We start from the raw sequence: 24,521 nt of genomic DNA, 5'->3' as shown, positions 1-24,521 counted from the left end.
GCGACGGCATGGAGAACGGCCCGCCGGAAGCCGCGCTTCCGGCGGGCCGCTCGCTGGGGTGCTACTCAGCGCCTACGGCTCACTTGGCGTAGTACGCGTTGTAGATGGAGATCGTCGACTTGTTGCCCTTCTTGTCGGCGATCTTGGCGTGGAACGAGATGGCCTTGCCCTTGGCCGGGTTCCTGACGGTGATCCTGCCGTGGCTCACCGTCAGCTTCTTCCAGGTCTGGCCGTAGTCGTAGGACACGTAGACCGTGAGGGACTTGAGGTTGCGGCCCGCGGCCGCGCCCTCGACGGTGACCGGGAAGGTGACCGTCCTGCCTGCCTCGACGCGGCTGTCCTGGCCGGTCTGGGCGCCGAAGTGGACGGTGGAGGCCGGGAGCTGGGCCAGCGGGGTGCTGCTGCCGGGCTTCTTCGAGTGGAAGGTCCAGCTCGCGTCGATCCGGGTGGAGGCGGCGGCGACCTTGACCGAGCGGATGACCGAGGTGGTCAGCTTGTACTCGGAGTCACCGGACGGCACCGTGAACACGCCGTCACCGAAGAGCGGGTCCTTGTTGGAGCCCACCTTGGTGCCGTTGCGGTAGAGGGTGGTGTTCACCGACAGGAAGTCGGAGGACCCGGCGTGCTTGGCGCTGTCGGAGAAGAGCGGGACCACTCCGAAGATCTGGTTGCCGTCCCGGAACAGACCGTACTCGCTGCTCAGATGCGGACCGAAGACGGCCCTGTTGAAGGTGTTCCGGTAGGACTGGCCGGCCTTGTACGTCTTCGGGTCGCCCAGCGTGTAGAAGGCGTCCGCGATCGGCAGGCCCTGGGCGTCGTGGCCGGAGTACTGCGTGACGTCGAAGGCCCACTGGGCGCTGTCCACGGTGGACACGTGGAAGGTGCGCGTGGCCGGCAGCTTCTGCTCCACCGCGTCGCCCATGACGAGGTCGTCGCCGACGATGCCCCACGGGGCGACCGACCCGGTCTTGTTGGGGGCGGAGGCGCCGACGACGTTCTTGACCGTGGCGAGCTCGCTCGTCCTGAAGTGCCGGACCTTGTCGCCCTGGACCTTCTTGACCTGGGCGCTGGTGGCGACGTCGTACTCCTCGCCCGCGCCCTTGGTGAACTGGCCGCTCCAGGTCTGGGTCAGACCGCTCACCTCGCCGCCCAGCGGTGCGACCCGGATCTTGTCGAAGCTGTCGAAGCCGACCCCGAACCCGACGCCGGCCGGGTCGTACATGTAGTCGACGGTCGCCGAGTGCGGGGTGGCCTGGGCGTCCGGCACGGTGATGTCGGCGGACTTGGTGGTGCGGGCGTCGATGGTGAGCGTGAGGTCCTTGGTGACGCTCAGCTTCGGGTTGACCAGCCAGTCGAGACCGCCGTCGAAGGTGGTGAAGTCCTTGGCGATCCAGGCGTCGAGCAGGTACGTGCCCTTCGGCACCCGGATCGTGGCGGTCCCGGTGTCGGAGGGCGGCACCAGGTAGTCGTCGCCGTTGCCGAGGCCCGAGTAGCCCATGAGGTCGGTGCTGTAGACACCGGCCGGATTGCCGTCGCGTCCGATGTGCTTGACGGTGACGCTGTACGACTGCACCTCACGCTGGACCGCGGCCGCCGTGCGGACGCTCTGGCCGCCGCCGGTCGCCGTCACGTACGCCGAGTAGGCGCCGTCGAGGGTGCCGCCCAGCTTGGTGTTGACGGTGAGGTCGACGGAGGCCTTGCCGCCCGCCGGGACGGTCACCTTGGTCGCGCCCAGCTTGAAGAAGCCGGCCGGAGCCGCCGCGCCCCTGGGGTCGGTGGCGGTCGCCGCGAGGCTGAGGGTGACGTCCTTGGTGCCGAGGTTGCGGTAGGTCAGCTGCTTGGTGACCGGGGTGTCGTCGGTGTGCGGCCACTGCTGCACACCGAAGCTCACCGACGACGGGTCGGCGATCACGGTCTGCTTGATGGCCTTGTCGACGGCGATCCGTCCCGAACCCTGCTCGAACGGCGTGTACTTGCCGCCCTTCGCGGAGCCGGTCAGGGCCGCCTTCAGCTCCTGGAAGCCCCAGTCGGGGTGTTCCTGCTTGAGGATGGCGGCGGCGCCGGCGACATGCGGGGTGGCCATCGACGTACCGGAGATGGTCAGGTAGCCGGCCGGGTTCTCGCCGACCTCCTGGTCGATGACGCTGCCCTTGGCCGCGGCCGCGGTGATGTCGACGCCCGGTGCGGTGACGTCCGGCTTGATGCCGCCCTCGGCACTGGGACCGGTGGAGGAGAAGTCGGCCAGCTTGTCGTTGCCGTCGACGGCGCCGACGGTCAGCGCGTCGGCCGCGCTGCCCGGCGAACCGATCGAATCGGGGCCCTCGTTGCCCGCGGCGATCGCGAACAGGATGCCCTTCTGCTCGGAGAGCTTGTTGACCTCCGCTTCCAGCGGGTCGATCTCCGGAGTGTCGTAGCCGCCGAGGCTGAGGTTGACGACGGAGGCGCCCTCGGCCGCCGCCCACTCCATGCCGGCGAGGATGCCGGAGTCGTCACCGGAGCCGGTGTCGTCCAGGACCTTGCCGTTCAGGATCTTCGCGCCGGGCGCGACACCCGTGTACTTGCCGTGCGACTTGGCGCCGGTGCCGGCCGCGATGGACGCGACGTGCGTGCCGTGGCCGAAGTGGTCCATGGCGTCGGCGGCGGTGGTGAAGTTCTTGGACTCGATCACCTGGTCCTTGAGGTCCGGGTGGGTGGTGTCCACACCGGTGTCCAGGACGGCGATCTTCACGCCCTTGCCGTTGTAACCGGCGGCCCACGCCGTGGGGGCGCCGATCTGCGGCACGGACTTGTCCAGGCTGACCTTGCGGACGCCGTCGAGCCAGACGTGCGCGATGCCGGAGGCGGCCTTGTCCCCGTTGGTGACGGCGTCCCACAGCTCGGGCGTGTCCTTGACCGGGGTCTGCACGGCGTCCGCGTTCAGCGCCTTCAGGCTGTGCCGCAGGGTGCCGGCGTCCCGGACGTCGGCCTTGGTCGCGGTGGCGGCACCGCTGTAGCCGACGATGACCTTCAGGCCGTTCTTCTGCGCCTTACGGGTCGCGGCCTTGTTCAACTCGGTGACGTCGAAGAGCCGTTGGTCCAGCTTGCCGGAGGCCACCAACTGGACGGCGTCACCGGGGACGACGAGGGTGTGCCCGCCCGCCTTGCTGATCCGGAAGGGTATGTGCTGGCGCCCTTCGGCCCGCTCCAGGCCGACGACGCGCCCCTTGGCGTCGAGGGCGACCCGGTCACCGGTGATCAGGGTGACGTGGTGCTTTGCGGTGAGCGAAGAGGCGGCCGCGGCCGTGGCGGCGCGCGGTTCCGGCTTCGCCGAGGCCGGGCTGGTCATGCCCGCGGCGAGCGCGACGGCCGCCGCCGTGGCCACCGTGGCCGCGGCGGCTCTTTTCACTTGTCTGCGCAAGACTCCCCCTGGGAGACGGTGTCCCGGGTGAATTCCCCGTTCACCCGGCCGGGGGAAATCCCGTACGCACATGCGTCAACCCCCCGGAACACGGAGTATGCCGGGGGGTGATCAGCGGGCTCAATAGATGAGAGACCGGTAAGAGGAGTGCCTGAGAACTGTTACGCGCCGGGGCGGACACCGTTACACAACCGCGCGGTCGCACAGGGCACTCCGGTGTTATGCGCCCGCGTTCTCCTTGACGGTGATCTTGCCCTTGCGGATGGTCGCGAGACGCGGGGCCTTCTTCGCGATCGCGGAGTCGTGGGTGACCATGATGAAGGTCAGCCCGTGCTCCTTCCACATGCGCTCCAGTACCTCCATGATCTCGTCGCGCATGCCCTCGTCGAGGTTGCCGGTGGGCTCGTCGGCGAGCAGCACCTTGGGCTGCTTGACCAGGGCCCGGGCGATGGCGACGCGCTGCTGCTGGCCGCCGGACATCTCGCCGGGCAGATGGCCGAGGCGCTCGCCGAGACCGACCGACGTCAGCGCCTCGGCGGCGCGTTCACGCCGTTCCTTGGTCTTGACGCCGAGCGGGACGAGGGCGGTCTCGACGTTCTCCTGGGCGGTGAGCGTCGGGATCAGGTTGAACGACTGGAAGACGAAGCCGATGTTCGCGCTGCGGACCGAAGTGAGCTTCGCCTCGGAGAGCTTGGCCAGGTCGGTCCCGTCGAGGACGACTTCACCGGAGGACGGGCGGTCCAGGCCGCCCAGCATCTGGAGCAGCGTGGACTTGCCGCCGCCGGTGGGGCCCTGGATGACCAGGCGGTCGCCGTCGGCGATGGCGAGGTCGACCCCGTCGAGAGCACGGACCGTGTCCTTGCCCCGGGTATAGACCTTGGTGACGTTTCTGAGTTCGTACATGGTGGCTCCAGGAGGTATATGGGGTGGGGCGGTCGGTTGTCGGCTGCGGCTGGGTGGGGGCTGGTCGCGCCCGCGCGGCGGAGCCGCATATCGGATACAGCCCCGCGCCCCTTACGGGGCGCCTTGGCTGCGGGCAGTCGTGCCGCTGGGGCGGCACGGGTGGACGCTGGGGGTACACCCTCTGGGGGGGCACCCCGCAAGCGCGGGCGAGCGACACCCCCGCCCAGCCCCCAGCCGACGTCAGCTACTCGACCCGCCGCAGCGCGTCCGCAGGCCGCAACCTGGACGCACGCCAACCGCCGAACGCGCCCGCGATCAGGCCGCCGGCCACCGCGAGGCCCACCGCCAGGACGATCGTCGTGACACTGACCGGGGCCGTGAGGGCGACCTCCAGGGTCTTGGCGGCCTGCCGGCCGGGACCGCCGAAGCCGCCGCCACCCGGGCCGCCGCCCGCGTTGCCACCGCCGCCGCCGCCGAGGGACGCCTGCAGGGTGGGGCTGATCGAGGTGACGACGTACGCGCCGGCCAGGCCGAGCGCGATACCGAGCGCACCGCCGACCAGACCGTTGACCATGGCCTCGCCGATGACCTGCCGGGTGACCCGGCCGGACTTCCAGCCCAGCGCCTTCAGCGTGCCGAACTCACGGACGCGGCGGGAGACCGCCGAGGAGGTGAGCAGGCCGGCGACCAGGAAGGCGGCCACGAGCACCGCGATGGACAGCCACTTGCCGACGTTGGTGGCGAGCGAGGACGCCGTGGACAGCGAACCGGAGACGGTGTCCGCGAGGTCGGCGGAGGTGGTGACCGTCGTACCCGAGACGTTGCTCTGGATGGTCTTCTTCACCGAGGAGATCTGCTTGGAGTCGGTCGCCTTGACGTAGATCGTGGTGACCTTGTTCTTCTCGTCGGCGAGCGTCTGCGCCTGCTTCAGCGGCATGTACAGGTTGGCCGCCGCGTCACCGCTGTCGGCCGTCGCGATGCCGATGATCGTGAACTTGACCTTGTTGATGGTGACGGTCGAACCGACCTTGTACTTCTTCTCCTTGGCGTACGCCGAGTCGGCGACCAGCACCTTGGCGTCCGTCTCGGTGGACTTGAAGGTACGGCCGCTGGTGATCTTCGACGAGGTCAGCGGGCCGATCTCGGTCTGGGTGACGTCGGTGCCGTAGACCGTGTACGAGTTGACGTCGAAGTTGGCGCCACCGCCCTGGACCTCGCCCTGCGGCTGGCCGTTGCCACCGCCGCCGAAGCCGCCGCCGTTGCCGCTGCTGCCGGAGCCCTGGTTCTGCTGGAACTGACCCCGGGTGAACTGGCCGCTGATCTTGACCACGTTGAGGTTCAGCCCGCCGACCGCGGTCGCGACGCCCTTCTGGTCGCCGACCTTGGTGACGGTGGTGGAGGCGAGGGTGGTGAAGCCCTGCACCATGACACGGTCACTGCTCTGCGTGCTCGACGAACCGTTGTTCTGCGCGTCGAAGTTGAAGCGGGGCCGCTGGGAGGCGCTCGTGGTCGCCGACGCGGCCTTGGTGACCGTCATGTCCGTACCCAGGCCGTACAGCGACTGGAGGACCTTGTCCTGGGCCTTCCCCATGCCGTTGGACACGGAGTTGACCACGATGACCAGTGCGATGCCCAGCGCGAGGCCGGAGGCGACGACGAGAGCCGCCTTTCTGCGGCGGCGCAGTTCGCGCCTCAGGTAGGTGAAGAACATGACCGCACGGTAGGGACGCACCGTGATGGCTCGATAAGGCCTAAATAAGAGATGCATGAGAAGGCTGTACAGAAGCCAGGAACAGCCCCGCACCGGGCTGTCAGAGCGCGCGGAGACCCCGGCCGGGCGGGGGAATCACCGGCCGGGGCGGCTCGACGGCTGGACGCCGTTTCCTCAGCGCTCGCCGAGGAGTACGTCCGCGGCGCGTTCGGCGAGCATCGTGACGGGGGCATGGGTGTGCGCCCGTACGAGGCTCGGCATCGCGGCGGCGTCCACCACCCGCAGACCGCTCACGCCCCGGACCGCGAACGACGGGTCGACGACGGCCTGTTCGTCCGTGCCCATCCGGCAGGTGCTCACCAGGTGGTGGATGCTGCCGCCGGTGGAGCGGATGTACGCGGTGATGTCGTCGAGGTCCTCGGAGAGCGCGCCGTCCGTGAGCGGCTTGCCCAGCCACTGCGCCAGGTCCGGCTGGCGCAGGATCCGCTGGGCCGCGCGCACGCCGGCCACCAGGGTCCCCAGGTCCTCCCCGGCCTCGTCGCTCAGGTAGCCGGGGTCGATCAGCGGGGCGTCGTACGGGTCGGCGCTGCGCAGGGTGACGGTGCCGCGGCTGTGCGGGCGCATGAGGATGACGCCCAGGGCCATGCCGTGCGCGGCGGGCCGCTGGTGTTCGCCCAGCGGCACCACGAGGTGGACGATCTCGATGTCGGGGGCGTCCAGTTCCTCCCGGGTGCGCAGGAACAGCAGCGCCTCGGAGATGATCGAGTCCAGGGAGCCGTGGCGGTCGCGCAGGTACTGGCCGATCTGCTCGGGCGAGGTGCCCGAGCCGGGCGACCAGAAACCCTGTGCCTCGAAGGCCAGCGGCACGAGCAGATGGTCCGTCAGGTCGCGGCCCACCCCCGGCAGGTCCCGCACCACCGGGACGCCGTGCGGGGCCAGTTCGGCCGCGGGGCCCACGCCGGACCGCAGCAGCAGGTGCGGGCTGCCGACGGCGCCGGCGGAGAGGACGACCTCGCGTTCGGCGCGCAGGGTCTCGATGCCCGACTCTCCTTCGACCTCGATCCCGACGGCCCGCGTGCCCTCGAACAGCACCCGGCGCACCAGCGTGTCCGCCAGCACGGTCAGGTTGGACCGCTCCCGGGCCGGCGTCAGGTAGGCGTCGGCGGAGCTGTGCCGCAGGCCCTCGCGGTGGGTCGCGCGGGCCAGGGCGTAGCCCTCCTGGACCTCGGCGGCCGGGGTGTGCCCGAGGCGCGCGCAGGCGTCGACGAACGCGGGGGTGACGGGGAGCGGATAGCGCAGTCCGGACAGGCTGATCCGCTGCTCGGCGCGGTCGAAGTAGGGCTGCAGGTCGTCGTGGCCGAAGCCGTCCAGGCCTGCCCGGGCCCAGCCGTCGTAGTCCGCGCGGTGGCCGCGGGTCCACAGCTGGGCGTTGATCACCGAGGAGCCGCCGACCGCCTTCCCGCGCGGGATGGGTATCGCGCGGTCGGCGAGACCGGGCTGGGGCACCGTGCTGAAGTTCCAGTCCAGGTCGCCGCCGAACAGCCGCGGGAAGAGGATCGGCACCTGGACCTCGGGGCGGGTCCCGGCGGTCGCCGTGCCGGCCTCGACGAGGAGCACCTGTGCGGTGCCGTCCGCGCTGAGCCGGTCGGCGAGCACGCAGCCGGCGGAGCCGGCCCCGACGATGACGTAGTCCCAGCGGCTCACCGGGCGACCGCCTCTCGGCCCTGGGCGGTACCGGCCGGGGGCGTGGTCAGGCCCCAGGTGGTGCTTTTCCGGCGGGGGGTGTCGGCCATGACAGCTCCTTGTGTGTGCGGTGGCTGGGTGACTGCCGCGTGACTGGGCGGACGGTGTGTCAGCGCGCGGCGGAGGCGGAGGTGGAGGCGGTGACCTGCTCCGTCGCGGGGGCCGCGGCCGGGCGGGCGCGCAGGACGTGCCGGAGGAGGGCGAGGCCGGCCAGGAGCACGACCAGGCCGCAGACGCCGTTCCAGCCGAAGGCGGAGTACGCCCGCACGCCCAGCCAGGAGCCGGCGCTGCCGCCGAGGAACGCGCAGGTCATGTACGCGGTGTTGAGGCGGGCGCGGGCCTCGGGGCGGAGCGCGAAGATGCGCGCCTGGTTGGCGACCTGGCCGGACTGCATGGCCACGTCGAGCAGGAGCATCCCGGCGCCCAGGCCCACCAGGCCGACGGCACCGCCGATGTGACCGGTCAGCAGCAGGGCACCGGCGGCGATGGCGCCCACCATGCACACCAGGTTGACGGCGTCGGGGCCCTGCTTGTCGGTGCGGCGTCCGGCGATCGGGGTGGCGAACATGCTGGCCGCGCCCACCAGGGCGAGCACGCCGACGGCCGGGGTGCCGAGGTGGTAGGCGGGTCCGGTGATGTACAGCGCGAGGGCGGTCCACGCGGCGCTGAAGGCGGCGAACACCAGCACCTGGTTGAGGGCCGAGCGGCGCAGCAGCGGCTCGGTGCGCAGCAGGCGCACGGGTGCCGCGAGCAGGGCCGGATAGCGCTGGTCGGTGCTGGGTGTGGTGGTGGGGAGCGCGGCGGCCAGGGCCAGGGTGAGGACGAGCACCAGGCCGGCGGCGACCAGGTAGGGGGCGCGCCAGCCCAGCCACTCGCCGAGAGTGCCGGAGAAGGTGCGGGCCAGCAGGATGCCGCCGATCAGGCCGGACAGCAGGGTTCCGGTGACCGCGCCGCGGCGCTCCGGGGCGGTCAGGCCGGCCGCCATGGGGATGAGGATCTGCGGGACCACGGTGGTCAGGCCGACCAGCGCGCTGGCGACGGCGAGGACGGGCAGGGAGGTGGCGGTGCCCGCGAGCACCAGCCCCGCGCAGGTCACCAGCAGCAGGGTGGTGACCAGGCCCCGGTGCCGCAGCCGGTCGCCGAGCGGGACCAGCAGGAAGATGCCGGCCGCGTAGCCGAGTTGGGCGCAGGTGACCACGACGGCCGCGGACTCCGGGGAGACGTGCAGGTCGTCGGCGATGAGCGGGCTGATCGCCTGCGGGAAGTAGATGTTGGCCACCGCGACGCCGCAGGCGACGGAGAGCAGCAGGATCAGGCGCCGGCTCAGCGTCGGCGACGAGGGGGAGGGAGGCCCAGCGGACACGACACACCTCTGGCGAGGAAGGGGACAGAGACAGGGAGGAACAGAGAAGAGGGGCGGAGCCACGGGCTCCACCTGGAACCGTTTTAACCGGTTCCTCGACGGTACCAGTAAAACCGGTTCCGCAGTAGGGTGGTTCCCATGCCCGACACACCCGCGCTCACGGCCGCCCGCTTCCGCAGCGGCGCGGGCCGGATCTGCCTGGACTTCATGCGCACGCTCAGGCTGCGCGGCATGGACGGCGCCACCGAGGAGCTGGACACCCCCGAGGCCCTGACCGCCTGGGTCGCCCAGCTGGGCCCCTATCCCGACGGCGCTGCCGTCCCGGTCCCGGCACCGGACGTGCTCCACGAGGCGCGGGCGGTACGGGAGGCGGTGCACGCGCTGCTGACCTCGGCCCGCTCGTCCGCCGGCCCGGCCGGCTGCCCGCCCGAGGAGCGGGGCCTGCTGAACCGGGCCGCCGCCGCGGCTCCCCCGGTGCCGGTGCTCGCCGCGGACGGCACGGTGACCTGGACCGCCGCGGACCCGGTGGGCGCGGTCCTCGCCGACATCGCGCGCGACGCGCTCGCGCTGGCGACCTCGCCCGCCCTCGACCGGGTGCGGGCCTGCTCCGGACCGCACTGCGCCGCCTGGTTCCTCGACACGTCCCGCCCGGGGAACCGCCGCTGGTGCTCGATGGAGACCTGCGGCAACCAGGCCAAGAAGCAGACCTGGCGCAGCAGGCACCCGAGCCCGGCCGGCAGCTGACATCCCGTCACCCCGGTGGTGCGGCAGCCTCGGCGATCTCCTCCAGGACGCGGGCGCAGGCCACGGCGTCCGCCGGGCCGGCCGGCTCCCCGGCGCCCGTCAGGAACGCGGTCATCGCGTCGCCGGCCGCCGGTGGCCGGTGGACCTCCGTCAGCGTCCCGTCCGCCGTCGCCAGGGTCAGCTCGCCGCCGGCCACCTGGAGCGTGCCCAGCGTGCCCTCCAGGCGCAGCCGGACACCCCCGGGGCGCGACATCCATCCCGCGTGCAGGGCGGCCGGTACCCCGCCCCACTCCAGCAGGGCAGTGCCGCCGGCATCGTCCGGCAGGCCGGCCGGCGGCGGGTGCCGGACGGCGCCGCGGACCCGGAGACCGGCCTCGGGCCGCAGCCAGCGCAGCAGGTCCACGAGATGCACCCCCAGGTCCGCGAAGGCGCCTCGGGCGCCCCACCGCGCATCGCGCATCCAGGCAGCACCGGTACCGGTGAACCGCCCGTCCAGCAGGCCGGGATGGGTGAACCACGCGTCGCACGCCACGAGCCGCCCGAGCCGCCCGTCCGCCACCAGCGACCGGGCCCGGCGCAGCGCGGGGGCCTGGCGCAGGAACATCGCCGTCGTCACCGCCGTACCGGCCGCCGTGAGCCGCTCCGCCAGCTCCCGGGTCTCGGCGAGGCCGACGGCGAGGGGCTTCTCCACCAGGGCCGGGAGGCCGGCCCGGGCCACGGCCGTGAGCAGTTCGGAATGCTCGGCGGTCGTGGCGCAGACCAGGGCGAGCTGCGCGCCGGCGAGCGCGGCCGCGGCATCGGGTACGACGGGCACCCCGCGCAGCCCGGGATGCGGGCCGGACCCGCCGCCCGGCCGGCGTCCTTCGTGTACGGCGACCACCTCCGCGCGTCCGGCCAGTGCGCGAAGGTGGTCGCCCAGGTGCGGGTGGGCCGTACCCAGGACCGCGAGCCGCGGGCGGGGCGGGCCCGGGTCGGGCGCGCAGTCAGCCGACACGGGCGGCTTCCGGTGCGGCGGGGCGTACGAAGCCCCGGTCGACGTAGACCAGCGCCTCCCGCTCGTGGGAGGTGACGCAGTCCAGGACCCGGCCGACCAGCATGCTGTGGTCGCCGCCGTCCACCACCTCGTGCATCCGGCAGGCCAGCCGGACCACCGCCCGGGGGATGCCGGGCAGTCCGCGTTCCAGGGGCTCGGTGTCGCCCGCGGCGAACCGGTCGACACCCGAGGTCGCGAACCGCCGGGCGATCTCCGACTGGTCGTGCGCCAGGACGTTGACCATGAAGTGCCCGGCGACGGCGAACGCGGGATGCGTACTGGCCTTCTTGTCCAGGCTCACCGTCACCAGGGGCGGGTCGAGGGAGAGGGAGACGAAGGAACTCGCGGTGAACCCCCAGCGGCGTCCGCTGTCGTCGACCGTGGTGGTGACGACCACCGGACCGGGGACCCGGGCCATGGCGCGGGTGAAGTCGAGGTCCTCGGCGGCGTTCTCGGCGGCTTGTTCTGCGGCTTGTTCTGCGGCTTGTTCTGCGGCTTCTTCGGCAGCGACGGACATGGGATACGGCGCCTCCTCGGGCGTGGTCACGAACAGTGCTATGGCGGCGGTGCGGTCGGTCAGCCGGCGAGTTCCGCCGTCGCGAAGTGCCGCAGCCAGGCGCGGAACTCCGGGCCGATGTCCTCGCGGCGGCAGGCCAGCCGGACGGTGGCGCGCAGGTACTCCCCGCGGTCGCCGGTGTCGTAGCGGCGGCCGGTGAAGACCACCGCGTGCACCGGGCCGCCGATCCGCGGATCGCGCGCCATGGTGCGCAGGGCGTCGGTGAGCTGGATCTCGCCGCCGCGCCCGGGGCCGGTCTTGGCCAGCACCTCGAAGACGGCCGGGTCGAGGACGTAGCGGCCGATGACGGCGAGGGAGCTGGGCGCCCGGCCCGGCTCGGGCTTCTCGACCAGGTCGGTCACGCGCACGACACCCTCCCGGTCGCCGGGCTCGACGGCGGCGCAGCCGTAGCGGTGGATGTGCCCGGCGCCCACGTCGAGGAGGGCGATGACGCTGCCGCCCAGTTCGTCGCGCAGCCCGGTCATGAACGGCAGGAGGGGATCGGCGGGGTCGATCAGGTCGTCGCCGAGGAGCACCGCGAAGGGCTCGTCGCCGACGTGCGGGGCCGCGCAGAGCACGGCGTGCCCGAGGCCCCTGGGGTCGCCCTGGCGTACGTAGTGGACCGTGGCGAGATCCGTCGCGGCGCGCACCAGGTCCAGCCGGGCCGTGTCGCCCTTGCCGGACAGGACGGCCTCCAGCTCGGCATTGCGGTCGAAGTGGTCCTCCAGGGCCCGCTTGCCGCGTCCGGTGACCATGAGGACGTCGTCGAGACCGGCGGCGACGGCCTCCTCCACGACGTACTGGATGGCGGGCTTGTCGACGAGGGGCAGCATCTCCTTCGGGGTGGCCTTGGTCGCGGGCAGGAAGCGGGTGCCGAGCCCGGCGGCCGGGACAACGGCCTTGCGGACGCGCGGCGTCGGTCGGGTCATGGTGGATGCGTCCTCTTCGTGAAAGGGCGTCAAAGGGCGTCAGCGTGCGTCGGGTGCGTCGGGGCGGTCCGCCGGTGTCAGGCGACGTTCGCGCGCGTGGCCGGATCGCCGGTGTCCGGGAGGAGCGAGCCGTGGCCGGCGCCGCCCAGGGCGGTGAGGAAGGAGCGGGCCCAGTGGTGGACGTCCCGCTCGCGCAGGTGCCGGCGCAGCTCCTCCATACGGCGCCGGCCGTCCGCCGGATCCAGGGTCAGGGCGGTGGCCATGACGTCCTGTAGCTCGTGCAGGTGGTGCGGGTTGACCAGCAGGGCCCGGGTGAGTTCCTGCGCGGCACCCGCGAACTCACTGAGCACCAGCGCGCCTCCCAGGTCCGGGCGGGCGGCGACGAACTCCTTGGCGACCAGGTTCATGCCGTCGCGCAGCGGTGTCACCAGCATGACGTCGGCGGCCCGGTAGAGGGCGGCGAGTTCGGTGCGGTCGACAGTGGTGTGCAGGTAGTGCACCGGGACCTGGCCGACCTGCCCGAAGGCGCCGTTGATGTGCCCGACCCGGGCCTCGATGCGGGCGCGCTGGAGCCGGTAGTGCTCGACGCGTTCCCGGCTGGGGGTGGCGATCTGCACGAGGACCGTGTCCCGCGCGGCGGCCCGGCCGTCGGCGAGGAGTCCCTCGAAGGCGCGCAGCCGCTGGTCGATGCCCTTGGTGTAGTCGAGGCGGTCGACGCCCAGCATGATCCTGCGGTGCTCGCCCAGCTGCCGGCGGATCTGCCGGGCCCGCTCCCGCACGGTCCGGCCACCGGCCAGCTCCTCCAGGCCGGCCGCGTCGACCGAGATCGGGAAGGCGCCGACGCGGACCTCGCGGTCGCCCACGCGGACGGTGCCGAGGACGGCGGAGCGGGCTGCGTGCCCGACACTCTCCGCCCGCCGCAGCCGGCGCACCAGGTGCAGGAAGTTCTGGGCACCGCCCGGGAGTTGGAAGCCGATCAGGTCGGCGCCGAGCAGGCCGTCGACGATCTGGCTGCGCCAGGGCAGCTGGAGGAAGAGTTCCGGGGGCGGGAAGGGGATGTGCAGGAAGAAGCCGATCCGTACGTCGGGCCGCAGGGCGCGCAGCATTTCGGGGACGAGCATCAGCTGGTAGTCCTGGACCCAGACGGTCGCGCCGGGGGCGGCGAGGGCGGCCGCGTGCCGGGCGAAGCGCTGGTTGACCCGCTGGTAGCTCTGCCACCAGCCGCGGTCGAAGTCGGGCGGCACCACCACGTCGTGGAAGAGCGGCCACAGCGTGGTGTTCGAGAAGCCCTCGTAGTACTCCCGGTACTCGGTCTCGTCCAGCGGCACCGCGTGCAGCCGGACGTCCTCGTCGGGCAGGCCTGCGGGGGTGCCGCCGGCGGCGGTTCCGGCCCAGCCCGCCCAGGCGCCCCGGCGGGCGCGCAGGATGGGCTCCAGGGCACTGACCAGTCCGCCCGGGCTGCGCCGCCAGCGCGGCCCGTCCGGGCCCTGGCTGTCCAGGTGGACCGGGAGACGGTTGGCGACGACGACGAAGTCCGCGTCGGCCGCGCCGGGCTGACGGATCCTGGGCGTGTCCACGTCCTTGCTTTCCCTTCTGGGAGGGGTGAACGCGCCCCAAAGGGGCGCGAGGCTGTATCAATATGCGGCTCCGCCGCGTGGGCGCGACCAGCCACAACGAACCCGCGGTCGCCTCGCGGCCCCTCCAGCGGAGCGCTACGCTCGGAAGTCGACGATCGTCTTGAGGTCGGTGGTGCTGCGGTAGTTCTTGAAGATCTCGACGAGGCCGTCGTAGTCGCGGAAGCTGTGCACGGTGGAGAGCAGGCGCCGGCCGTCGACGATGCCGGACAGCAGCATCTGCATGGCCGTCTGGATCACGTTCGCGGAGTGGTGCATCGGGAACGCGGTCACGTCGAAGGGCGAGGCGCTGATGTTGATGCCCTTCGCGAGCATCAGCCAGGTGTCGAACTTCTGCATCTCCTGGGAGGCCCCGTACAGCACGTACCGGCCCTTGGGCTTCAGCCGGCGCATCGCCACCCGGCGGGGGTCCTTCTCCTCGTCGTCGACACGTACGGTGGGCAGCGCGTCGAAGACGTAGTCGAAGGTGTTCTCGGGGACCTCCGCGATGAGTTCCTCGGGCAGGTAGGCGCGCTCGGAGAAGTGTTCGGCCGCGTGCTGGTTGCGCATCGGGTTGGCGTCGACGGAGACCACCTGGTTCGGGGCGAACAGGCGCCTGATGACACTGCCGGCGATGATGCCGATCGGGCCGGTGCCCATGATGAGGACCTTGTCGCCGATCTTCGGCGGGTTGCCCAGGAGGGAGCGGAGCGCCCCGGTGGTCGGCTCGATGAAGGACGCCTGGAGGTCGTCGAGGGCGTCGGGGATCTTCACGGCGGCGGCCCGCAGGTCGTCGGAGAAGTTGCGGTCGGCCCAGAACACGTCCTCCTTGACCTCGCCGGAGAAGACCGGGCGCAGCGTCCGGTACTCGGCGAAGCCTCCGAAGTCGGTCTGCCCCCAGTAGACGATCCGGTCGCCGATCTCGATGTCGGAGCGAGTGAACTCCGGCCCCTTCTCGACGACTTCGCCGAGGTATTCGTGGCCCAGGATCACCGGGTACTCGGAGGGGAACAGGTGCCCTTCGAAGAAGGAGATGTCGGTCGAGCAGATCGACACGCAGCGGGTGCGCAGCAGCAGGCCGTCGGCGGGCGCCACCGGGCGCGGCACGTCGGCGAGCACGGTCTGGCGCGGGGCGAGGAGCTGAAAGGCCTTCATGGTCTGCATGGTTGTCCTTCCGGGCAGGTCGCGGTTGAGGAAGTCGGGCCGGTGGCGAGGCGGGTCAGCGGCGCATGGCGAGGCCGCCGCCGAGCAGGTACTGGCCGGCCATCTCGACGTTGGTGGGCGAGAGGGTGATGTGCTTCGCGGCCGAGTGGGCGTCGCGGAAGTAGCGTTCGAGCAGGCTGCTCGCGTACAGCGAGGAGGTGCCCGCCACCGTGAACAGCGAGGTGATCGCCGCGCAGCTCAGCTCGGCCACGGTCGCCGCGGTCAGCCGGACCGTGGCGCTCAGCGCGTCGCCGCCGGTCTCGCCGTACTGCTCGGCGTGCCAGCCCGCGTCCGCGAGCAGCAGCCGGGCGGCCCGTACCGTCGCCTCGGCGCGGGCGTACCGGTCCTGGACGGTGTGGCTCGCGGCCAGTGTGCTCGTGCCGGCGGCCGGCCGCTTGGTCAGGGCGAGCCGCTGGAACTCGCGCAACGCACCGCGGGCCGCGCCGAGCACGGTCGACGAGGAGCCGAACAGCCCGAAGTCGTAGTAGCTGATGCCGTAGCCGCGGGAAGGGCGGGCGGGCGGCGCGGCGAACATGTCCCGCTGGTCCACGGTGTACTGCTCGGCGACGAAGACGTCGTCGACCTCGTAGTCCTCGCTGCCGGTGCCGCGCAGGCCGAGGGTGTGCCAGTTGTCCAGCATCCGTACGGCGGACTTCGGGACGAACAGCATCCGGATCTCCGGGCCGCCCCCGGCTGTCGTGCGGGGTGCGCCGCCGGTGGTGACGCGGGCCGCGCACACCAGCCAGGCGGCGTGCGCCGAACCGCTGGCGAAGCCCCAGCGGCCGGAGAGGCGGTAGCCGCCGCCGACCGCCTCGGCCGTGCCGGTCGGGTTGACCGAGCCGACCACCAACGCGTCCTGGTCGAGGAAGAGTTCACGGGCCTGCGGCTCCGGCAGGTAGTCCGAGAGCCGTCCGATGGCCGCCTGCACCCCCATCTGCCAGCCGATCGCCGGGTCGAGCCGGGCCAGCGCCTGCAGCGCCTGCGACCCGGTCTCCAACGGCACCTGCGCGCCGCCCAGTTCACGGGAGACCAGCATCCGGGGGAAGCCCGCGTCCCGCAGCGCCTCGAACACCGGGAGCGGCGAGAACCGCTGCCGCTCGCCCTCCTCGCGCCACTTCTCGATGACGGGGGCGATCGTGTCGACCCGGCCGAGCCAGTCGGCCGTCTGCGCCGACACGGGTTTCCCGTCGAGCAGGGCGAGGAACTCCCCGCCGTCGTGGTTGTGGTCCATACCCACCTCCTTCAAGTCGCTGGGAGCGTAGGCAGGCCGAACACGTGTGCAATACGGGAAACCGGACGGTACGAGCGCTCACCGTCCGCCGGCTCCGACCCCGGTCCGCACCGGGCAAAGAGCGGCACGCAGGGACGGCAAGGAGCGGGCAAGGGACGGCAAAGGGAGCGGGCCGACGAAAGCCCGGGGCGGCCGCGACGGCGTCCCGCGGCACAGCATCCGCGACGGCGGGGCGGGGCGGCCCGCGGCACGACCCGCCCGCGGCACCCCTCGCCGGACAACAGACACGCGGGCGACGCACGCCACCGCACCCCGGGCGACAAGGAGGGGCGGCCCGCACGCGACTGCGCGGGCCGCCCCTGGGCGGGTGAGGGAGGGTCAGCCGGTCTGTTCGAGGAGGCCGGCGAAGGCCAGCCACAGGTCGATGTGCTGGTGGACGGCGGCGATCAGTACGGCTCGGCAGTGGCCGGGCACGGCGTCGGCCAGTACGGCGCCCTCGGCGCCGAGGAGTGCGCGGTTGTCGAGCATCCGCAGCAGGTGCCGTCCGGGGTCGGAGAAGCGGACGGAGGGGTCGCGGGCGAGTGCGGCGAGGGGGTCCTTGGCCAGGACGCGGCGCCGCACCGGGCGGGCCGGGGCGTCGACGGGACCGACCGCGGCCAGCGGCGTGGGTTCCCCGGACACGGCGGACCGCCGTGCCTGGACGGGGTCCTCGCCACGCTCCACGCGCGCTCGCACGTCCCGGGCGGTGCCCACCGACACACCGGCCGCGGCGGCGATCCGGCGCAGGGAGGCGTCCGGATGCTCACGCAGATACGCGGCCGCGCGTTCCCGGCCGGCGGAGGGGTCCACGGGACGGGCCCGGCCGTCCCGTCCCACCCGGGTGTTCAACTGGGGTCCGTCCCCGGATGAACGCGTCCGCAGGGTCGCGACGGTCTTCGTGGACAACCCGGTGGCCTGGGCGATCGCCCGGTTCGACCACTCCGGGTAGGCGGCCAGGATGCGGCGGGCGGCCGCCGAACGCTCCTGCTGGTTGAGCCGCCGCCCGTGGTGCAGGTTCGCCCGTACGGAGGCCACGAACGCCTCCCGCTCGTCGCCGTCGAAGAACCGCACCTCGATCTCGGGGCGTCCTGCCAGCATCGCCGCGGTGAGCCGGTGCATGCCGTCGACGACCCGCAGCGTGCGCCGGTTCACCAGGATCGGGGGCAGTTCGCCGATCTCCATGAGGGATCTGGCGTAGGCCAGGTCCACGTCCTCGGCCCGGGGCGAGTCGGCGGGCGCCAGTGCGGCGACCGGCACGCTCTGCACCGGGGACAGTGCCGGGACCGGCCGGGTGGGGGGCTGGGATGTGGTCATGGCCGGCGGTCCACGAGCCCTCGGCCGAGGACGGCGAGCAGCGCGGCCACCCCGCCGGGTCCGGGCACCCGCAGGTCGCAGTGGTCGCGCAGCTCCGGGACGGCCTCGTCGGGAACGGCGGGCACGCTGTAGACGGTGACGGAGGGCAGGCCCTGGGCGCGGCGCCGGGCCAGCAGCCGGAGCACGGGAAGGTCGGCGAGGTCGTCACCGGCGTACAGCACGGCGTGCGCGGGCCGTTCGGCGAGGAACCCGGTCAGGGCCGTGGCCTTGTCGACGCCGTGCGGCCGCACCTCCAGGACCAGGCGCCCGGCCTCAACCCGCAGCCCGAGGTCGTCGGCCAGCGCCCGCACCGGTGGTTCCAGGAGGCGCAGCGCGGCGCCGGGGTCCGGACAGCCGCGGGTGTGCACACCGATGCTGTGCGCCTTGTCCTCGATGCGGGCGCCGGCGCCGTGCCGGGCCACCAGCGGGCGCAGCTCCCGCCGCAGCCGGTCGATCGCCGGGTGCGGTGCGGGGGTGTGCAACCGGCCCGTCGCCGACTCCCAGCGCTGGAGGCCGTAGTGGCCGAGCACGGTGATCCGCGGTGCGCCGGTGCCGTTGCGCAGGGCGGCCGCGGCCACCACGTATCCGGCCGGGCGGCCGGTGACGATCACCACCCGCACGCCGTGCCGGGCGAGGGTGACCAGGGCCGCGAGGGCCTGCGGCAGCGGGCGGGCGGTGGCGGGGTCGGTGACGACCGGGGCGAGCGTGCCGTCGAAGTCGACGGCCACGACCGCCTCCCCGGGCCGGTCGAGGAGGGCCCTCAGGCCCTGCGAACCCGCGGGCGAGATCCCCGCGGAACCGGCCCTGCGTAAGGCCGGCCAGAGTTCTTCGTCCGCCGTGCGGACAGGGCGAAGCGATGACGTGCTGGTCATGGTCGGTCTCTCCGTTGACGTCCACATGTGGAAGGACGGGCGCTGAGGCAGCCGGGAACATCAGCGGTCCACGGCCGGTAGGCCCTCGCCCGGACGGCCGGCCGCCTGACGGCAGGTCATCGGTCACCGGTGCGGAGGGAGGCGCGGCGGTTCACATACGCGGGGAGGTTCACATACCCGGGGAACGGGTCCTCGGGTGAGAAGACGTCACATGGCTGGGCAGTACCGGCGACACCGGAGTTCGGTGCCGGGCGACCGTAGCGGCACCGCCCTCGGCGCACTTTCGGCCACGATCGTGCTGCTGCTGTACATGCTCGACATCCCCCGTCGTGTATTCACACGTACTTCTGCGCAGTGGCGAGTTCACAGGGCACCGGTCTTCGAGGGCCAGGGGAAGTTGTGGCCGATTGGACACCAACGGCCAACTCCCCGGCCGAGGGCCCCTGTTCATTCGCTCCCGCCCCGCCCGGACGCCGGGCTTCCGGTCGGGGGCGACGACGGCCACTCTTCCGGCCGCACCTCACTGACCTGCGACGACGCCCTCCGTCAGGCATTTCGCACTACCATCCGGCAGGTTCGGGGAGTCCCTACGGACCCTCCCTGGATGTACAGAATTCAATGAAGCAAACGGGGAGGAAGATTGTGGACAGCAGGCCACCGGGAGACGCACGACTCATTGACAGATCCGTCGGTTTCTCCACCGCGGCCTCGGAGCTCCTCGACCAGACCGTCAGCACCCTGACCGCGCTGACGGGTTCCGGCATCGCCGCGAGCTACCGCACCCTGGCCGAAACGGACGGTCCGATTCCATTGGCGGACGCCGACCGGCGGCTCGGCGGCCCGGGAAACGCCGTACGCCTGCTGGACCTGGGCCTCGCGCACGTCCTGCCGCACGACCCGCCTGTTCTCGCCGCGGCGGCCCCGGTACCGGCCCTGGAGGCCGCGCTGGCCCACAAGCAGCACGAGCTCAACGCCCAGTACGACCTCGTCGCCCGCTCCCAGCGCGAGGCCGCGCACATCCGCCAACTCGCCCACCGGCAGGCCCAGGAGGCCACCTCGCACCGGCTCGCCCGGGTGCTCACCGACTCCGACGACATCGCGGCCCTGTCCAACACCATCGGCACGGCGGCCACGGCGGAGCACCTCACGCTGGAGACGTTCCGCTACGACCTGCCCCTGTCGGACGGCTCCGCGCAGCCGCCGACGGCCGCCTCGATCGCCCGGGGCGTACGGCACCGCAGCATCTACGAGGCCGCCTTCCTGAGCGACCCCGTGGGAGCCAGGATCATCGAGCGCTGTGCCGCGGCCGGCGAGGAGATACGGCTGCTGCCACGGTTGCAGATGAAGCTGAAGGTCACCGACGGCGCCCAGGCCCTGCTGGCGCTCACCCCGACCGGCTCCAGCGCGGCCCTGCACCTGACCTCGCCGGTCGCCGTGGACGCGCTGCGCCACTACTTCGAGCTGCTGTGGCGCGAGGCCCGGCCGCTGACGCTCTCCGGCTCCTCCGGCTACGGGGACCGGGAGGGACAGCGCCACGAGATCGCGGCACTGATGCGGCAGGGCCTCAAGGACGAGGCGATCGCCCGCCGCCTCGGGCTGACCCCGCGCACCGTGCGCCGCCGGATCAGCGAGTTCATGGAGGAACTCGCCGCCGAGACCCGGTTCGCCGCGGGCGCCGAGGCCCAGCGCCGCGGCTGGTTCGACGCGCCGGCCGAGTAGTACCCGCGAACGCCGAAGGCGGCCGCCCCCGGGGGACGGCCGCCTTCCCTGGCAGCTCTCGGGTGGCTCAGACCGCCGAACCGGCCTTCCATTCGGCCCAGTTCATGTTCCAGCCGTTGAGGCCGTTGTCGGGGGCCACGGTCTTGTCGCCGGTGTTGGAGACGACCACGACATCGCCGATGATCGAGTGCGTGTACATCCAGTAGGCGGGCGTGGTGGTGTCGTTGGCGCCCTTGGTGTCGGACAGGCCCACACAGCCGTGGCTGGTGTTCACGGAGCCGAAGATGGACTTGGCGCCCCAGTAGTTGCCGTGCAGGAAGGTGCCGGAACTGGTGAGGCGGATGGCGTGCGGCACGTCCTTGATGTCGTACTCGGCCTTGCCGTCGTTGTCCGTGAAGCCGACGGTCGTGCCGTTCATGCGCGTCTGCTTGTACTTCTCGGACATCACCATGATGCCCTCGTACGTCGTGTGCTCCGGCGAACCGGCCGAGATCGGGATGGTCTTGATGGTCTTGCCGTCCTCGGTGACCTTCATCTCCTTGGTCTTGGCGTCGACGTAGGAGACCTGGTTGCGGCCGATGTGGAAGGTGACCGTCTTCTGCTGGACGCCGTAGACCCCGGAGGCGCCCTCGACACCGTCGAGCGCGAGCTTCAGCGTGACGGTGGAGTTCTCCTTCCAGTAGGTCTCGGGACGGCAGTCCATGCGCTGGGTGGAGAACCAGTGGCAGACGACCTCCTGGCCGCTGCTGGAGGTGACCGTGATGCCCTTCTGGACGGCGGCCTTGTTCGTGATCTGCTTGTCGAAGTTGATCGACACGGGCATGCCGACGCCGACGGTCGAGCCGTCCTCGGGGGTGAACGTGCCTATGAAGCTGTTGGCCGGGGAGACCGTGGTGAAGGAGGCGTTCTCGTGCGCGACCAGGCCGGCGGAGTCCTTGGCCTCGGCGGCGACCTTGTAGGTGGTTGACCGCTCCAGCTGGGCGTCGGGCTTCCAGCTCGTCTTGTCGGCGGACAGGGTGCCGGCGACCGCGGTGCCGTTGGCGGTGGTCATCGTCACGCCGGTGAGGGTGCCCTTGCTGACGGTGACGGCGGCGGAGTTGTTGATGGACGCGTTGTCCGAGCCGTCCTTGGGTGTGATCGTGATGTCGGCCTGGGACGACTTCTTGGCCGCCGCCGCGTCCGCCTGGGACTGCGAGCTCTCGCCGCTGCCGGACGCCTTGTCGTCGCTGCCGGAACACGCCGTGAGCACCAGTACACCGCCGAGCAGTGCGGACGCGGTCATCAGACCCTTGCGCCGCTTACTGTCCGTCATCACACGCTTCTCCATCGTTGCCGAGTCCGCGAACACACCGAGAGTCCCCGTCAGGAAAGCTCAACGCTGCGGCCACGTCGTCCCGTTCCACATTCTTCGGATCTGTGGGGCACACCACGTCCGCAGGGGCGGCTGGTGCGGGAGGGGCCGGTCCGCGCGCCCTCTGAGACGACGAAACCCCGGACGGCGGTTGCCGCCCGGGGTCACCGGTTCCCCGGATCGCTCAGCCGATGCCGTCCTCTTCGTCGTCGCCCTCGTCATCATCCTCGTCGAGATCCCAGTCCGGCGAATCCGGATCGTAGGAAATCCGCTCGCTGGACCAGGAGGCCTGCTGGAGCTCGACTCCGGGCACCTCGCTGACCAGGTCGAACGGGTCGACGAGATAGGCGAGCGCCTCGGCGGTGTCTTCCGTCACAGCGGCCTCGGCCTGCGTCCGCTCCTCGTCGGGCAGCTCGGGATCCTGGGCGATCCGCCGCAGCGCGGCCTTGGTGACCTCGCCACCGTCCTCCACCTCAAGGACCAGCTCCACCCGAAGCCGTACAAAACGTGATGTCTCTGGAGTGCTCATGGCGGGAGCGTACGACCGAATCGTCCCGTGACTTTCCCGTGACCCGCGATTTTCACTAACATCGGCCCACACGGCCAATTCGCCAGCGTCACAAGGGGATCGATATTCCGTGTCATCCGCTCGCCGCCCGTTGCTGACCGCCACCGCCGCAGGCACGCTCCTGTGCGCGCTGTGGTTCGTCCCGTCCGCCCACGCGTCCCAGGACGCCCCGGCGAGAACCGGCACGTCGGAGAGTGCGGCGAGTACGGCGACCCGTGTCACCCAGCAGGCCAGGGCGCTGTCCGAGGCCACCTCGGAGGCGACCGGGGACGCCACCCGACTCGCCGACACCGGCAGCCCGGACACCACGCCCTACGTCGTCGGCGGCACCCTTTTCCTCGCGGTCGGCGCGGGCTTCGTGGTCTATTCGGTCCGCCGGGAACGACTGGAGTTTTAGGCGACTTGCCCCCTTTGACCGGGAGGGCGCGGGACTGTGCCGGATGCGGCCGCCACCGCACGGGCACGACCAGCACACGGCGAGACAGGCCCCGGAGACCGGCCAAGGGCCGCGGGACCGTGCCGACATGCGGCCGCCACCGCACGGGCACGACCGGCCCCCACGCACCCGCGGCCGAGCGGCCACCCGCCTCGTACCCGCGGCCGAGCCACTACCGTGAACGGCGGCCGAGCTAGCGCAGCGCCCCCGTCACCTTCTCCGCCGCCGTCACAACTCCCCCGCCCCGCACGAACTCCTCCGCCGCGGCCAGGTCGGGGGCCAAGTACCGGTCAGGTCCGGGACCCTGCACCCCCGCGGAGCGCACCGCGTCGATCACGGCCCGGGACGCCGGCGCCGGCGTGAGGCCCTCCCGCAGCTCGATCGCCCGGGTCGCCGCGTACAGCTCGACGGCGATGACCCGGGCCAGATTCCCCACGGCCGTCCGCAGCTTGCGCGCCGCCGACCACCCCATCGACACGTGGTCCTCCTGCATCGCCGAGGACGGAATCGAGTCGGCCGACGCCGGAACGGCAAGCCTCTTCAGCTCACTGACCAGCGCCGCCTGCGTGTACTGGGCGATCATCAGCCCCGAGTCGACACCCGCGTCATCGGCCAGGAACGGCGGCAGCCCATGGCTGCGGTTCTTGTCCAGCAGCCGGTCCGTCCGCCGCTCGGCGATGGACCCGAGGTCGGCCACCGCGATGGCGAGGAAGTCGAGGACGTAAGCGACCGGCGCCCCATGGAAGTTGCCGTTGGACTCGACCCGTCCGTCGGGCAGCACCACGGGATTGTCCACGGCCGACGCCAGCTCCCGCTCGGCCACCAGCCGCGCATGCGCGAGCGTGTCCCGACCGGCCCCGGCCACCTGCGGAGCACACCGCACCGAGTACGCGTCCTGGACCCGCGGCGCGTCGTCCTGGTGATGCCCGGTCAACTGGGAGCCCTGGAGCACGGCGAGCATGTTGGCGGCGCTGTCGCCCTGCCCCGGGTGCGGCCGGATGGCGTGCAGCTCGGGAGCGAGCACCTTGTCCGTGCCGAGCAGCGCCTCAAGGCTCAACGCGGCCGTGACGTCGGCGGACTTGTACAGCATGTCCAGGTCGGCGAGGGCCATGACCAGCATGCCCAGCATGCCGTCGGTGCCGTTGAGGAGCGCCAGCCCCTCCTTCTCGCGCAGTTCGACCGGGGCGATCCCGTGCTCGGCGAGCAGCTCACCGGCGGGACGGACGCTGCCGTCGGGCCCCTCGGCCTCCCCCTCGCCCATCAGCGTCAGCGCGCAGTGCGACAACGGGGCCAGGTCCCCGGAGCAGCCGAGAGAGCCGTACTCGTGCACGACCGGGGTGATACCCGCGTTCAGCACGTCGGCCATGGTCTGGGCGACCTCGGGACGCACACCGGTATGTCCGGAGCAGACGGTCTTCAGCCGCAGGAACATCAGGGCCCGTACGACCTCGCGCTCCACGCGCGGGCCCATGCCGGCCGCGTGCGAGCGGACGATGTTGCGCTGCAGCTGGGCCCGCAGCTCCTGGCTGATGTGCCGGGTCGCCAGGGCGCCGAAGCCGGTGCTGACGCCGTAGACCGGGTCCGGCTTGGCCGCCAGCGCGTCCACGATCCCGCGGGCCGCCGCGAGGGCCGCGACCGCCTCCGCGGCCAGTTCGATCCGGGCGCCGCCGCGCGCCACGGCGAGAACGTCGGACGCGGTGACACCGGACGTCCCCACCACCACAGTGTGCATATCCATATTCAGGAGCGTACGCAGT

At 72.0% G+C, this 24,521-nt stretch carries 19 protein-coding genes; 3 read left to right on the top strand and 16 right to left on the bottom strand.

Going from position 1 to position 24,521, the window contains the following annotated elements:
* Positions 1–79: 79 nt before the first annotated feature.
* The 5 genes from OHB00_RS32205 to OHB00_RS32185 all read right to left on the bottom strand — a co-directional run bounded on the left by OHB00_RS32205 (position 80) and on the right by OHB00_RS32185 (position 9,117).
* Complete coding sequence (locus OHB00_RS32205; RefSeq protein WP_406439923.1) at positions 80–3,385, bottom strand: S8 family peptidase; 3,306 nt, start codon at positions 3,383–3,385, stop codon at positions 80–82.
* 231 nt (positions 3,386–3,616) lie between these two features.
* Complete coding sequence (locus OHB00_RS32200; protein WP_406439921.1) at positions 3,617–4,300, bottom strand: ABC transporter ATP-binding protein; 684 nt, start codon at positions 4,298–4,300, stop codon at positions 3,617–3,619.
* A gap of 244 nt (positions 4,301–4,544) precedes the next feature.
* Entirely contained in the window at positions 4,545–6,011 is a 1,467-nt protein-coding gene (locus OHB00_RS32195; RefSeq protein WP_406439919.1) for an ABC transporter permease, read from the bottom strand.
* A gap of 174 nt (positions 6,012–6,185) precedes the next feature.
* A complete protein-coding gene (locus OHB00_RS32190) occupies positions 6,186–7,715 on the bottom strand; it encodes a GMC family oxidoreductase (protein ID WP_406439917.1) in 1,530 nt (509 codons plus the stop codon).
* 148 nt (positions 7,716–7,863) lie between these two features.
* Positions 7,864–9,117, bottom strand: coding sequence for an MFS transporter (locus tag OHB00_RS32185; RefSeq protein WP_406439915.1), 1,254 nt, complete (start codon positions 9,115–9,117; stop codon positions 7,864–7,866).
* Between the two features lie 138 nt (positions 9,118–9,255).
* Here OHB00_RS32185 and OHB00_RS32180 point away from each other — a divergent pair, with 138 nt between their 5' ends.
* Complete coding sequence (locus tag OHB00_RS32180) at positions 9,256–9,861, top strand: CGNR zinc finger domain-containing protein (protein WP_406439913.1); 606 nt, start codon at positions 9,256–9,258, stop codon at positions 9,859–9,861.
* Positions 9,862–9,868: 7 nt separating this feature from the next.
* Here OHB00_RS32180 and OHB00_RS32175 read toward each other — a convergent pair whose 3' ends face one another.
* The 8 genes from OHB00_RS32175 to otsB form a co-directional block, all read right to left on the bottom strand.
* Positions 9,869–10,855 carry a Gfo/Idh/MocA family protein gene (locus OHB00_RS32175; RefSeq protein WP_406439911.1) on the bottom strand — a complete coding sequence of 329 codons (987 nt, stop codon included), beginning with the start codon at positions 10,853–10,855 and terminating at the stop codon, positions 9,869–9,871.
* Positions 10,845–11,441 carry a flavin reductase family protein gene (locus OHB00_RS32170; protein ID WP_406439909.1) on the bottom strand — a complete coding sequence of 199 codons (597 nt, stop codon included), beginning with the start codon at positions 11,439–11,441 and terminating at the stop codon, positions 10,845–10,847. The genes OHB00_RS32175 and OHB00_RS32170 overlap by 11 nt, the downstream gene beginning before the upstream one ends.
* 29 nt (positions 11,442–11,470) lie before the next feature.
* Complete coding sequence (locus OHB00_RS32165; protein ID WP_406439908.1) at positions 11,471–12,379, bottom strand: UTP--glucose-1-phosphate uridylyltransferase; 909 nt, start codon at positions 12,377–12,379, stop codon at positions 11,471–11,473.
* Between the two features lie 77 nt (positions 12,380–12,456).
* Positions 12,457–13,956: a trehalose-6-phosphate synthase gene (locus OHB00_RS32160; protein ID WP_406439906.1), complete on the bottom strand. Its 1,500-nt coding sequence runs from the start codon at positions 13,954–13,956 to the stop codon at positions 12,457–12,459.
* Between the two features lie 135 nt (positions 13,957–14,091).
* Positions 14,092–15,156 carry a zinc-binding dehydrogenase gene (locus OHB00_RS32155; protein WP_406439904.1) on the bottom strand — a complete coding sequence of 355 codons (1,065 nt, stop codon included), beginning with the start codon at positions 15,154–15,156 and terminating at the stop codon, positions 14,092–14,094.
* A gap of 55 nt (positions 15,157–15,211) precedes the next feature.
* Entirely contained in the window at positions 15,212–16,426 is a 1,215-nt protein-coding gene (locus tag OHB00_RS32150) for an acyl-CoA dehydrogenase family protein (protein WP_406439903.1), read from the bottom strand.
* A 378-nt stretch (positions 16,427–16,804) separates the two neighbouring features.
* On the bottom strand, positions 16,805–17,779 hold the full coding sequence (locus OHB00_RS32145; RefSeq protein WP_406439901.1) for a ParB/RepB/Spo0J family partition protein: 975 nt from the start codon (positions 17,777–17,779) through the stop codon (positions 16,805–16,807).
* Positions 17,776–18,690 carry a trehalose-phosphatase gene (gene otsB / locus OHB00_RS32140; protein WP_406439899.1) on the bottom strand — a complete coding sequence of 305 codons (915 nt, stop codon included), beginning with the start codon at positions 18,688–18,690 and terminating at the stop codon, positions 17,776–17,778. Before otsB ends, OHB00_RS32145 begins: the two co-directional genes overlap by 4 nt.
* A gap of 642 nt (positions 18,691–19,332) precedes the next feature.
* Here otsB and OHB00_RS32135 point away from each other — a divergent pair.
* Positions 19,333–20,409: a helix-turn-helix domain-containing protein gene (locus OHB00_RS32135; RefSeq protein WP_406439897.1), complete on the top strand. Its 1,077-nt coding sequence runs from the start codon at positions 19,333–19,335 to the stop codon at positions 20,407–20,409.
* 67 nt (positions 20,410–20,476) lie between these two features.
* Here OHB00_RS32135 and OHB00_RS32130 read toward each other — a convergent pair whose 3' ends face one another.
* Both OHB00_RS32130 and OHB00_RS32125 read right to left on the bottom strand, forming a co-directional pair.
* Entirely contained in the window at positions 20,477–21,721 is a 1,245-nt protein-coding gene (locus OHB00_RS32130; RefSeq protein ID WP_406439895.1) for an Ig-like domain-containing protein, read from the bottom strand.
* Positions 21,722–21,944: 223 nt separating this feature from the next.
* Positions 21,945–22,289, bottom strand: coding sequence for a hypothetical protein (locus OHB00_RS32125; protein WP_406439893.1), 345 nt, complete (start codon positions 22,287–22,289; stop codon positions 21,945–21,947).
* 109 nt (positions 22,290–22,398) lie between these two features.
* Here OHB00_RS32125 and OHB00_RS32120 point away from each other — a divergent pair, with 109 nt between their 5' ends.
* On the top strand, positions 22,399–22,725 hold the full coding sequence (locus tag OHB00_RS32120) for an LAETG motif-containing sortase-dependent surface protein (protein ID WP_406439891.1): 327 nt from the start codon (positions 22,399–22,401) through the stop codon (positions 22,723–22,725).
* 232 nt (positions 22,726–22,957) lie between these two features.
* On the opposite strand, the gene hutH is transcribed toward OHB00_RS32120, so the two are convergent.
* Positions 22,958–24,496: a histidine ammonia-lyase gene (hutH, locus tag OHB00_RS32115; protein ID WP_406446084.1), complete on the bottom strand. Its 1,539-nt coding sequence runs from the start codon at positions 24,494–24,496 to the stop codon at positions 22,958–22,960.
* Positions 24,497–24,521: the final 25 nt, after the last annotated feature.

The organism is Streptomyces sp. NBC_00631 (assembly GCF_045206895.1).
Taxonomy (GTDB): Bacteria; Actinomycetota; Actinomycetes; order Streptomycetales; family Streptomycetaceae; genus Streptomyces.
Note: the sequence above shows the minus strand (reverse complement) of the source record. Positions and strands in the feature narration are given on the sequence as shown.

Bases quoted from the DNA above. Each gene is read 5' to 3' on its own strand.
- OHB00_RS32200 (WP_406439921.1), bottom strand. From the start codon at position 4,300: ATGTACGAACTCAGAAACGTCACCAAGGTCTATACCCGGGGCAAGGAC.
- OHB00_RS32195 (WP_406439919.1), bottom strand. From the start codon at position 6,011: ATGTTCTTCACCTACCTGAGGCGCGAACTGCGCCGCCGCAGAAAGGCG.
- OHB00_RS32180 (WP_406439913.1), top strand. From the start codon at position 9,256: ATGCCCGACACACCCGCGCTCACGGCCGCCCGCTTCCGCAGCGGCGCG.
- OHB00_RS32165 (WP_406439908.1), bottom strand. From the start codon at position 12,379: ATGACCCGACCGACGCCGCGCGTCCGCAAGGCCGTTGTCCCGGCCGCC.
- OHB00_RS32155 (WP_406439904.1), bottom strand. From the start codon at position 15,156: ATGCAGACCATGAAGGCCTTTCAGCTCCTCGCCCCGCGCCAGACCGTG.
- OHB00_RS32150 (WP_406439903.1), bottom strand. From the start codon at position 16,426: ATGGACCACAACCACGACGGCGGGGAGTTCCTCGCCCTGCTCGACGGG.
- OHB00_RS32145 (WP_406439901.1), bottom strand. From the start codon at position 17,779: ATGACCACATCCCAGCCCCCCACCCGGCCGGTCCCGGCACTGTCCCCG.
- otsB (WP_406439899.1), bottom strand. From the start codon at position 18,690: ATGACCAGCACGTCATCGCTTCGCCCTGTCCGCACGGCGGACGAAGAA.
- OHB00_RS32130 (WP_406439895.1), bottom strand. From the start codon at position 21,721: ATGACGGACAGTAAGCGGCGCAAGGGTCTGATGACCGCGTCCGCACTG.
- OHB00_RS32125 (WP_406439893.1), bottom strand. From the start codon at position 22,289: ATGAGCACTCCAGAGACATCACGTTTTGTACGGCTTCGGGTGGAGCTG.
- hutH (WP_406446084.1), bottom strand. From the start codon at position 24,496: ATGCACACTGTGGTGGTGGGGACGTCCGGTGTCACCGCGTCCGACGTT.